Annotated in this window: 10 protein-coding genes; 5 read left to right on the forward strand and 5 right to left on the reverse strand. The window is 45.9% G+C overall.

Translation table 11 applies throughout. From position 1 onward, the window contains the following. Nucleotides 1-113: 113 nt before the first annotated feature. The 3 genes from larE to ACRC32_RS01630 all read right to left on the reverse strand — a co-directional run bounded on the left by larE (nt 114) and on the right by ACRC32_RS01630 (nt 5,573). Complete coding sequence (larE, locus tag ACRC32_RS01620) at nt 114-932, reverse strand: ATP-dependent sacrificial sulfur transferase LarE (RefSeq protein ID WP_438552340.1); 819 nt, start codon at nt 930-932, stop codon at nt 114-116. 201 nt (nt 933-1,133) lie between these two features. Continuing rightward, nucleotides 1,134-3,410 (reverse strand): hybrid sensor histidine kinase/response regulator, encoded by a 2,277-nt coding sequence (locus ACRC32_RS01625; protein ID WP_438552341.1) that lies wholly within the window; start codon nt 3,408-3,410, stop codon nt 1,134-1,136. 258 nt (nt 3,411-3,668) lie between these two features. Continuing rightward, nucleotides 3,669-5,573 (reverse strand): PAS domain-containing protein, encoded by a 1,905-nt coding sequence (locus ACRC32_RS01630; RefSeq protein ID WP_438552342.1) that lies wholly within the window; start codon nt 5,571-5,573, stop codon nt 3,669-3,671. Between the two features lie 266 nt (nt 5,574-5,839). Between ACRC32_RS01630 and ACRC32_RS01635 the strand changes: the two genes are divergently transcribed. Further along, entirely contained in the window at nt 5,840-6,706 is an 867-nt protein-coding gene (locus ACRC32_RS01635) for a branched-chain amino acid ABC transporter permease (RefSeq protein WP_438552343.1), read from the forward strand. A gap of 74 nt (nt 6,707-6,780) precedes the next feature. On the opposite strand, the gene ACRC32_RS01640 is transcribed toward ACRC32_RS01635, so the two are convergent. Beyond that, nucleotides 6,781-6,933: a photosystem I protein PsaX gene (locus tag ACRC32_RS01640; RefSeq protein WP_015152751.1), complete on the reverse strand. Its 153-nt coding sequence runs from the start codon at nt 6,931-6,933 to the stop codon at nt 6,781-6,783. Between the two features lie 207 nt (nt 6,934-7,140). After that, complete coding sequence (gene lipA, locus ACRC32_RS01645) at nt 7,141-8,043, reverse strand: lipoyl synthase (RefSeq protein WP_438552344.1); 903 nt, start codon at nt 8,041-8,043, stop codon at nt 7,141-7,143. Nucleotides 8,044-8,064: 21 nt separating this feature from the next. Here lipA and ACRC32_RS01650 point away from each other — a divergent pair, with 21 nt between their 5' ends. From ACRC32_RS01650 to ACRC32_RS01665, 4 genes are all read left to right on the forward strand, one after another. Next, nucleotides 8,065-8,205 (forward strand): hypothetical protein, encoded by a 141-nt coding sequence (locus ACRC32_RS01650; RefSeq protein WP_438552345.1) that lies wholly within the window; start codon nt 8,065-8,067, stop codon nt 8,203-8,205. A gap of 313 nt (nt 8,206-8,518) precedes the next feature. Then, nucleotides 8,519-9,079, forward strand: a complete 561-nt coding sequence (locus ACRC32_RS01655) for a response regulator (protein WP_438552346.1) — start codon at nt 8,519-8,521, stop codon at nt 9,077-9,079. Between the two features lie 244 nt (nt 9,080-9,323). Then, complete coding sequence (locus tag ACRC32_RS01660) at nt 9,324-10,718, forward strand: cation:proton antiporter (protein WP_438552348.1); 1,395 nt, start codon at nt 9,324-9,326, stop codon at nt 10,716-10,718. 543 nt (nt 10,719-11,261) lie between these two features. Next, the coding region (locus ACRC32_RS01665; RefSeq protein WP_438552347.1) for an AMIN domain-containing protein at nt 11,262-11,731 on the forward strand (470 nt) is incomplete at its 3' end.

Raw genomic sequence — 11,731 nt, forward strand, 5'->3', positions numbered from 1 at the left:
GTACATGAAATATTTGCCAATCGCGCGATCGTCCTAGAGAAATCTCAGAACTCAATATCTAGAATTATCGAGCATCATTCCATCGATCGCTACGCGGCAAAGCTGAGAAATATTTATCTTGAAGCAATCGGCACGGACAAAACTTGATTGAGCTTTCCACTCCGATAACCTTCTAGATCGAGCGTGACATAGACAAAACCATAACTTTGCAATGCCGCAGTTAGCGCCACTAAATCTGTTTGAGCGACAAAATCTTTAATCAGATCTGGCATTAACTCAATTCTTGCCGTATCTCCCTCCGATCGTACCCTTAAATTTTGCCATCCCAACTTGCGTAAATAAATTTCTGCCCTTCCTACCCGCTGTAGCTTAGATACAGTAATTTCTTCGCCATAGGGAAAGCGGGAACTGAGACAGGGTTGGGCTGGTTTATCCCACCAAGACAAGCCCAATTGTTGCGATAATTGCCGTACTTCGGCTTTTGTCACTCCTATTTCTGCCAGAGGCGATCGCACGCCGCGTTCTTTCGCCGCCTGAATACCTGGGCGATAATCGCGTAAATCGTCAGCATTCACCCCATCGACGATATAAGGATATCCCCATTCCTTTGCCAAGGGTTTGAGCGTATCGTGTAACTCGCTTTTACAGAAATAGCAGCGATTCACGGGATTGGAAGTGTAATTTGGATTGTCCATTTCATGCGTTTGAATAATTTTATGGACAATTCCGATTTGTGCTGCTTGAACTTGGGCATCTTCCAATTCTTCTGGCAACAAAGAAGGAGAAACAGCCGTAACTGCGATCGCGCGATCGCCCAAAACATCAGTAGCAATCTTAGCGACTAAAGTGCTATCCACACCCCCAGAATAGGCAATCAACGCCCGTTCCATCTGAGCAAACAAAGCCTTTAACTGCTCTAGTTTTTGTAACATCAGTCTTAATCTGCGATCGTTCTGTTTCTATTGTAAGAAGTCTGGTTGTTGGTTGTTTGTCATTGGTCATTAGTCATTGGTTGACGGTAAACGCGCTCGCTACACTGCGTGAAGACAGTTGACAGTTGACAGTTGGCGCTGGCGCTACCTGCGTGAAGACAGTTTTTGCTCCCTCAGCTCCCCCAGCTCCCGATCGCTCCCTCAGCTCTCTTTCCCCTGCTCCCTGCTCCCTACTCCCTGCTCCCTACTCCCTGGCAAATACAAAGTAAAACAGCTACCATGCCCCAATTCTGAGCGAACGCTAATATCGCCGCCGTGTAGTTGAGCGAGGCGACGTGACAAAGCTAAACCTAGCCCCGTACCTTCATATTTCCGGTTCAAACCACTATCGACTTGGTGAAACGGTTGAAAAATTTCTTCACAATCTTCTAGAGCAATACCAATTCCAGTATCTATGACTGAGAATAAAATTTGTTGAGATGTTTGTTCGATGCGCAGTGTAATCGAACCTGTATCTGTAAATTTGAGTGCGTTAGATAATAGATTGACTAGAATTTGGTTTAAACGCCGTCGATCGGCAGTACAGGTTATTGCCTCAGGAGCGATCGCCAAATGAAATTCTAATCCCCGCTGCCGACAACGTTCTTGAAAAAGAGATAGACAAGCTTGTGCTATATCTTCAATGGATAAGGTTTCTGGGGTTAATTCTTCTTTTCCTGCTTCAATTTTAGTGAGGTCGAGTAAGTCATTGATCAGGTCTAATAAATGCTTGCCAGAGGTATGAATGCATTCAACATATTGTTTTTGTTTGGCATTTAACGAACCAAAAATTTGTTCCATTAATACGCCAGAAAAGCCTAAAATTCCCGTTAGAGGTGTCCGCAGTTCGTGACTGATATTACTTAAAAATTCGCTCTTAGCTCGATTGGCTGTTTCTGAAACCAATTTTTCTGCTTCTAATTCTTGGGTACGTTGTTGGACTAATTCTTCTAAACGCTCGTAACTTTGTGCGTTATAGAGGGCGATCGCAGCTTGATCGGCAATTTGTTGCAATAAGTAAATTTCCTCGTGAGTAAAAGTGCGATCAGTGTTAGTAGTCTGCAAAGATAGACCACCGAAAAGGCGATCGCGAATAAAAATTGGGACGCTCAAAACAGAACGAGTACTTGCTTGTTCTATTTGCATCTGTCTAATTCTCGTAGAAGGCAATTGAGAGTAGTCAGGAGCGTGAAAATAGCGCCGACAGTAAAAATCAGAGTCAGGATCTATCAGATCGACCCATTCTGATTTGGGAAATTGGAGATTGAGCATTGAGTAAATCCGATCGTTCGCTCGCCACTCTTTCAAAATTTGCACTGAGTCTGTATCGACAGAAAAGATTAACAATCGATCGACATCAAAACATTCGCCAGTCAGTCTGACAATTTCTTGTAAAATAAAATCTGGATCGAGGATAGAATTGAGTGCCTGACTGATCTGATTGAGAGTTTGCTGGCGGTGTAATTGCTGCTGTACTTGAGAAAATAATTGGACTTGATGAATAGCGATCGCGCACTGGTCGCTAATTGCTCTGACTAGAGAAATCTCTTGCTCCGTCCAATCTCGTTCTCGATCGCATTGGTGCAGGATAATTCCACCCAGAAACGACTGACGATACAACAAAGGGGCGATAATCAAAGCGCGAATGTTACATTCTCCGGCAGCGTCTCTAACTGCCATAGGGACGTTCTCATCCAGATCGCGAACGATAACCATCTCTCCCCGCAGCAGTCGATCTTTATAAAAGGGGTAAAGAGAGCATTCATGTCCTAGCAAATGTTCCCGTTCTCTGGTCGCAGCGCTGATGTGATCAACTCCCATTTGGGCTTGAGAATTGGGCTGAGAAATGAGGCAACGACTCAAACCCAAAGCTTGGTGTAGCATATCCGCTGTAATTTGCAGCACCTCATCCAGTACCAAAGTTTCGCGCATGGCGTGGACGATGTGATTGATAATTGCCTGTTGCTGCGCTTGGAGTTGAGTGCGGGCTGCGGCTTGCTGCTGTTGGCGACGAAGTTCAAATTCTTGCAGCGATCGCTTCAATACTACGGGTAGGCGAAACAACCGCTCTTTCATGACATAATCTGTCATGCCTGCTTTGATGCAATCAACTGCTGCCTCTTCTCCCAGACTGCCAGTCACCAGAATCAGTGGAATCTCATGCCCAGATGCCTGCAAAAGTTGCAACACCTGATATGCCGTAAACTGAGGTAACCGATAATCTGCCAAGATTGCATCGTAAGTTTGAGTTTGCAGCAGGTGCTGGCACTCACTCTGACTTTTGGCGATATCGTAGGTAAATGCGATCTGGGCGGATTCAAGGGCAAGTATCATCAAATCGACATCTGCCTTTACGTCTTCTACGATTAACAGGTGAAGTTGCGCGGCAATTGACAATTCTTGCCGCTGCATAACCTGAGAATGCTCTAGAGTCTGCATAATTGGCTGAGCAGAGGGCGAGGACAGGGGTTTACATGGCAATAGCATCCAGTACGAACCAAGACGGCGAATGACACCGATTCAGGTTTTAAAATCTAGTAATTTCACTACGTGGCTGCTGATTTCCAGAGCGTAACATGCATTTCAGTTATTGTCTGCTGCTGTGGTAGTCAAGATCACCTAAGATCCGATCTTGAGCGACTCTGCTTGGACGAATAACATCCTAGCTGGCGAAACTTCTACTCCGTTCTACTGTCCTCAGGAAAGTCTAAATTTCATCAAAAAAGTAGCACCTTGCTGGGGTATGCTCTCAGCCCAAATTTTGCCACCATGACGGTGAACGATGCGTTGGACGATCGCTAATCCAATACCCGTACCTTTAAATTCTTTGTGGGAGTGCAGCTGCTGAAAGGCTCCAAACATTTGCTCGGCATATTCCATCTGGAAGCCTACCCCATTGTCTTTAACAAAAATTGTGGTGTTATCTCCTGGCAGCGTGCCAATTTCTATTCTGGCTGGTTGGCGATCGCTACTAAATTTCACCGCATTGTCAATTAAGTTGGCAAACACTTGTCGTAATAAGATTGGATCGCCGTCGATTGTAGGCAAATCCCCAACGATAAATTCGATCTGACGGTTTGCTGAAGTTTGACTTTTAATTAAGCCGATTGCCGCCTCAACCAATTCTCGCACGCTTACAGAAACCTGCGCCAAAGGTTGCCGTCCGGCTCTAGACAAAGCCAATAAACCATCAATCAACTGTGTCATCCTGATGCTGCTATCTTGAATAGTCTGGATGTAACTAGCAATTTTGGGATCGGCGATCGCCTCATTAGACTCCAAGCGCTGCGCCAAGGCATCGGCAAATCCGTGAATGTGGCGGAGTGGTGCGCGTAAGTCATGAGACACGGAATATGCAAAAGCATCTAGTTCCCCGTTTGCTAACTCCAATTGAGCCGTGCGCTCGCGCACTCGTTTTTCGAGAGTTTCATTCCACTGCTTGATTTTGACTTCGGCTTGCTTGCGTTGAGTAATATCCTCTACCAGTCCCACAATTCGATAAACTTCTCCAGCGCGATCGTGAATTGGAAAGGCGCGAGAGAGTACCCAACGCACCGAACCATCGGGGCGGACGATCCGAAATTCATGATTAAACTCCTCTAACAGCTTTGTCCCCAGGGGCTTTTGCTCTAAAACGGCAATTAACGCGGCACTATCTTCAGGATGAATTCCCGCCAGGAAAGACGATGGCTGAGCGTACAAACTTTCACAAGTCCGCCCCCACATTTGTTCGTAAGCTGGATTGACATAGAGAATCTGCGTGAGTCCAGGGGTAGACATCCACAAGACTTCGCGTAAATTTTCCGCAATTTGACGAAACTGTGCTTCGCTCTGCCGCAGTTGTTCTTCTACCCGTTGGCGTTCGGTCAGATCCAGACTGCCACCAAAAATTCGCAACGGATGCCCTCGCTCGTCCCTGACGATCAGCCCGCGTTCCCAAACATGAATATACTGACCGGAGCGATCGCGCAGGCGATACTCGATTTCAAAATCTTTGCTATTATCAGCCAATGCTGAGGACACAACTGCGTAGGCTGGCGGAAAATCATCAGGATGAATGCGCTCGTGCCACCATGCAGCATCATTTGGAGCTTCCTCTGGTTGATAACCCAAAATTTTCAGCAACCCAGGAGTTCTTTCGACTGCTTGAGTTTGCAAATCCCACTCATAAATCGTGGCATTTATTGCTGTTGCTCCCATTTGGAAGCGATCGTTTGCTCGGCGTAACTCTGCTTCTACATGGCGCAATTGGTTAAATTGTCGTTCTAGAGAATCTGCTAGTTCGTTAAAGGATTGTGCTAATTGTCTAACTTCTAATGGAGCATAACGTAATTTTGAAATGCAAACTCGAAAATTACCTTTCTCAGCCAATTGACGACTTGCTTGATTCAGAAGGCGCAACCAACGCCCCAGCACAACTTCAATTCCCACCCAGACGATCGCCATTGCAACCGTTGCGGCTAGTATCAGTACCGTACACTCAAACTGAGGAACGCGATCGGCATTGTGAATGAAAAAGAACAGATATAGCGGTAAAACAGCAAGGACAACTAGAAATACTAGGTGTATGTGGAGAGTGTTAAAAGATTTAGACCCGAGCATTAACAAAAGTTGAATTTAAAAACATGAAATGAATGCACTTTACAAGAGGCAAGCCGCAAATCGCAAGTCGTAGGGGCAGGTTTAGCAAAAGAATTGACAGTTGAGGCAATAATTTTTGACTCAAAACCCGCCCGTACAGAAGTCGCAATGCACAATTAATTAATCTCTCGCCACCAGCCAAGCCACTAGCCACTTCGTTGCTTTTGTACAGATTTTACCCATAACATCTCTACACTGATAACTGATAACTGATAACTGACACCTGTATGGACGCACAACTGGCTCAATTATTTGTTAATGGGGTAGCTGTAGGTAGCATTATTGCTTTAGCTGCGGTAGGACTGACGCTGACTTATGGCATTTTACGGCTGGCTAACTTTGCCCACGGCGATTTTATGACTTTGGGCGCTTATTTAACTTTGCTAGCCAATACGAGCGGCATTAATATTTGGCTCTCAATGTTACTCGGAGCAATTGGCACTGTAGCAGCAATGCTGATATCCGAAAAGCTGATCTGGTCAAATATGCGATCGCGGCGTGCCACTTCCACCACGCTCATTATTATTTCGATTGGACTCGCTTTGTTTCTCCGTAATGGAATTATTTTGATCTGGGGTGGTAGTAACAAAAGTTACGATATTCCTACCAGTCCAGCTAGAGAAATTTTAGGAATCAGAATTCCCCAGAATCAACTTATAGTCATGCTTTTAGCAGTCATCGTTATTTTGGCGCTGCACTACTTGTTACAAAATACGAAGATTGGCAAGGCGATGCGCGCTGTTGCTGACAACCTCGACTTAGCTCGCGTATCTGGGATTGATGTCGATCGCGTCGTACTTTGGACGTGGGCGATCGCTGGGAGCCTCACGGCTTTAGGTGGTAGCATGTACGGCTTGATTACAGCCGTCAGACCGAATATGGGCTGGTTTTTAATTTTGCCGATGTTTGCTGCCACAATTTTAGGTGGAATTGGTAACCCATACGGCGCGATCGCTGCTGCTTTGATCGTTGGCGTTACCCAAGAACTCAGCACCCCTTTCCTCGGTTCTCAATACAAACAAGGTGTAGGTCTGTTGATTATGATTCTGGTGTTGTTAGTACGCCCTAAAGGATTATTCAAAGGTACGATTTGATTCGGCTAGGAAGTCAGTGACCGGCGACCGGCGATCGCTAGTCACTAGCCACCAACTTCCTAGCCGCCAGACAACTATGGATTGATAATGTGGAAGTAAATAGCAGCTACCAGAATGTTACCTGCTAGCAGGATCAAGCTAACTATCGTCCGAAAAGGGAACGGAGCGTTAGCATTAGATTTAGCAACATCTTGACCGACAGTTGGTTTAGTTGCTTGAGCAGCCATAAGCTTTTCTCCTCAAAATAAGGGCATCTACAGAAATACCAAACAGCGGTACACCTTGCCTACTTCCGTTAAAAATATTTTTGTGAAAAGAGGGAGCAGGGAGCAGGGAGTAGGGGAAGAGAGCAGAGGAGCAACTACCAACTACCCATTACCCATTACCCATTACCACTCTTGACTGATAACTGATAACTGATAACTGTTCCTTGGTCACTGTTCTCCCGCATGGTAGGAGCTACGCACCAAAGGTGCGGAACGGACGTGGCTAAACCCTAGATCGCGAGCGATCGCGCCTAGTTGCTCGAATTCTTCGGGAGTCCAGTATTTTTGGACGGGTAGGTGTTCTAAGGAGGGGCGCATGTACTGCCCAACTGTCAAGCGATCGCAGCCTATTGCTCTAAGATCTGCCATCGTTTCGATCGCTTCTTCTACTGTCTCTCCATGCCCCAACATTAACCCAGATTTTGTCGGAATACTCGGATCGATTTCTTTGACTGCTTGCAGGACTTGCAACGAGCGATCGTACTTAGCTCCTCTTCTGACTCGTCCTTGCAGCCTTTTGACAGTCTCAATGTTGTGGTTGTAACAAGCTGGTTTTGCCCCTACAACTGTAGCAATTCTTTCCCTTTGTCCTACGTCTCCCGCACCTGTACCACCCCAAAAATCAGCGGTCAATACTTCAATTTGCGTTTGAGGACTGAGAGCGCGAATTGCTGTCATGGTAGCAACAAACCAACTCGCTCCTTGGTCAGCTAAATCGTCCCGCGCTACAGAAGTCAAGACGACATAGTGCAATCCTAGTGACTGCACAGCCTCTGCGACCTTCTGCGGTTCTTCTGGGTCGAGTGGCATGGGTGCGTGACCTTTATCCACTTGACAAAAAGCACAAGACCTAGTGCAAGTTGGACCCATCAGTAAAAAAGTGGCTGTTTTTTGGGCGTAGCATTCGCCTCGGTTCGGGCAGCGTCCCTCCTCGCAAATCGTGTGAATCTGTCGCTGCTTAATAATTTTTTGAACTGTAGATAATTCGCTTGCCTTACCAATCGGTCGGCGCAGCCATGACGGTAAAGCCTCAATTTCCGACTTGAACTCAGAACGAGAAGATAGAGTCATATATTCAGTGAGCAGTGACCAGTGACCAGTGACCAACTTCCATTATTAACTACTATCTACCAATTACCAATTACCAATCACCAATTACCAACCACCAATTACCAATTACCCTTCCAATCGGCAATTTGCCGACCGAAAATCTACCGAACTATATCTGTTTAAAGAAAATTTTGCGATCGCGCAATCAGTAAAAATTCCCTTGGAGACAAAACGCGAACAGCGTTAGGTTTAGTTCGTAGTTTTGTTGTGCAAGGTTAGCTAGAAAAGCAAGTTACTGGTGTATCCCAGATGGCTGTTACTCTCACTTACGTGTGTCAATTGAGCGAGTTCGAGATATTGGCGATCGAGAATTTAAATTTACAGTTAACTAATATCTGCCGCACTCACTTTCAAGACTGCACAACCAGATATTCTCGCCTTTAAATCGTATTTTTCCATCTTATTCCCCTTAAAATTCATTGCCGAGGAGTCAGTTGTGGCAAGTAACAAAATCGTAGTTATCGATGACAGTCGCGTAATTCGGATGCGCGTCAAAGAAATGTTGCCACCTGGCAACTTTGATGTTTTAGAAGCAAAAGATGGTTTGGAAGGACTAAACTTAATTCGTCAAGAACGACCGAACCTGATTATGCTTGATTTTTTGTTACCTAAGCTCAGCGGCTGGGAGGTGTATCAGCAAATACAACAAAATGCCGAACTGCAAAAAATTCCTTTAGTTGTGATGTCGGGACGCAAAGAAGAAGTTGTCGAGAAAATTCCAGAGCCATTCGAGTATTTTGAATTTATCCCCAAACCGTTCGAGCAAAAAGATTTAATTGGTGCAATTAAAACGGCAATGGTTAAGTCAAAACTGCCGCGCCAAGGAGGAGCAACAGCAGCACCAGTAACACCCCAGGTGGCTGCAATGACAACTGGGGTCGGCACAACATCATCCGATCTGCAAGCTTTGAATGGAAAAATTGCTGCAATGCAGGCAGATATAGAACGCTTAAAACAGCAAATGGCACAAGTGATGGCTGTGCTAGCTAGAAAATAACCTATAAGTTAGCTTTGAGGAGTTAGCTTTGACGACTGCTGAAGAAAACATACCTGGTAGCGATCGCTGCCAGGTATGTTTTTTGGTCATAGGTCATAGGTCATTGGTTGTTATTCTTTCTTCTGCTCAGAAGCTCCCTGCCCCTCTGCTCCCTGCCCCTCTGCTCCCTGCTCCCCGCTCCCTGTTCCCTGTTAACTGACTCCCCAAAACTAGTAAATTGAAAAGGATGATTTTTGGACAGCTAATGGAGTTAGATGGTTTTAGCTGGGTAAGTAATTTTACCCTGTGGGGATCTACGCCTTTACTGCTAACTGCGCCAGAAGCAGAGGCAAATAGTGCTTTGGTGCTAGCAGGAGTGCTGCTGAGTTTGGTCGTCATTTACTTTGCTAGCAAAGTGGGTGGAGAAATCTCTAACCGCTTTGGCTTACCTCCAGTTTTAGGCGAACTGGTGGGTGGTGTCATTGTCGGAGTGTCTGCCTTACATCTATTGGTATTTCCAGAAGGTGGGGCTGATGCCACGAGTTCTCTGATTATGAATTTCCTTCAAACCACCGCAGGACTAGCACCGGAGGAAGTCGCTCCCACTTTTGCCGCTCAAAGCGAAGTTATTTCAGTTTTAGCTGAGCTAGGTGTGGTGATCCTGCTATTTGAAATTGGGCTGGAATCAAATTTAAAAGAATTAATGGCAGTCGGTATCCAAGCGGCTGTGGTGGCTTGTGTAGGGGTAGCCGTGCCGTTTGGTGCAGGCACGGCAGGGTTGATGATTTGGTTTGGTGTACCTGCCGTGCCTGCGATTTTTGCTGGTGCTGCCTTGACTGCAACGAGTATTGGTATTACTTCCAAAGTCTTGTCGGAACTGGGAACTCTCAACTCAAGAGAAGGTCAAATTATCTTAGGAGCCGCCGTAATTGATGATGTACTAGGTATCATCGTGCTGGCAGTGGTGGCAAGCTTGGCGAAAACTGGCGAAGTGGACGTGGGTAATGTCGTTTATCTGATTATTAGTGCCAGTGGTTTTTTGTTGGGGGCAATTCTACTTGGCAATGTTTTCAACAAAACTTTTGTTACAGTTGTCGATCGCATCAAGACGCGCGGTGAATTAGTCATCCCAGCTTTTATCTTTGCTTTTGTCATGTCATACTTAGCTGCGGCAATCCATTTAGAGGCGATTTTAGGAGCATTTGCCGCTGGTTTAGTGCTAGACGAAACTGATAAGCGCAAAGAACTTCAGAAACAAGTCGTACCGATCGCGGATATGCTCGTTCCCATCTTTTTTGTCACTGTAGGGGCAAAAACCGACTTGGGAGTTCTCAATCCCGCCGTTCCCAGTAACCGCGAGGGGTTGATTATTGCTATCTTTCTGATTGCTGTGGCAATCATAGGTAAAGTTGTCACGGGTGCTGCTGTCTTCGGACAACCTGGCATCAATCGTTTAGCGATCGGTGTAGGCATGATTCCTAGAGGTGAGGTAGGACTAGTATTTGCTGGTGTTGGTTCTGCAAGCGGCGTTCTTTCTAAACCACTAGAAGCTGCCATTATCATGATGGTGATTCTTACCACATTTTTAGCACCCCCCCTCTTGCGTTTCGTCTTTCCCCCCACTACTGCTGTAGGAGGTGAACCAGAAACTCCCGTTTAGAAAGACAAGGAGGACAAGGAGGACAAGGAAGAAATTCAATTCCACAAGCCAAAATCCTAAATTTCCCTCACTCCTCACTCCTCGCTCCTCACTCCTGAAATTTGTAAATTTTGATGTATTTTTATCGTTTTGTTACGGGCAAACTGCGATCGCTGCCGCAAGATGCGGTACTAAATTAAAAAACGCGATCGTCTAAGGAGGGTCAAGAAACTATTAGCATTTGAAAAATTATGCATTACACTACTGAAATCTTCTGCTACTCAGTTAAATTTTTCTGAAAATCAATGGCTCAATTGAAATAAATTAATCGATCGCTTGTTGGTGTGAGCGGACTGCAATGGGAATACTTATATGAAGCGCGAATCGTCAAATTTGATGAGAAGCATTTCACATTATGTTTAAATCTAGTTTCAACCATTATTGGAGGACTCAGGTATACTCATGGTCGGCATTGGCTCGACACTGCGGGATCGGATGGAGTGAAACAGCGCCAACAGAGGAGACGTTGACAGCTGGGATGCATGCGCATAAGGAGAAAGCACCGTGAAATTATACTGGCTTTTACCCAGTACTTTAGGCATTTTTCTAATCTCGTCTCCTACTGAGGCGGCGAGTCTGAAATCGTGGCATTTTAATGCCAAACAAAATCGACTGGAAATCAAAACAGAAGGCAAAGTTCAACCCAGAGCAAAGCTGGTATTTAACCCCACGCGCCTAGTGATTGACTTGCCGGGGACAGCTCTGAAGCGAACGACAGTCAAACAGAAAGCGGGTGGAGCGTTTCGCGCTCTCCGAATTGGGCAGGTTGACAAGAAAACGACGCGGATTGCGCTCGAACTCAGTCCAGAGTATAGTCTCGACCCTAACCAGGTAAAGGTTCGCGGTGCTTCTCCCAGTCATTGGTTGGTGCAATTGCCGCAGCCAGAAAAGATTGCTAGCTCGTCTCCCGCTCCTGCACCGCAGTCGTCAGATGAGCCTGCGTCCTCAGAATCTCCGCAGCCACCTGTAGAGCC

The sequence above is a fragment of the Chroococcidiopsis sp. genome (genome assembly GCF_051657925.1).
Taxonomy (GTDB): Bacteria; Cyanobacteriota; Cyanobacteriia; order Cyanobacteriales; family Chroococcidiopsidaceae; genus Chroococcidiopsis.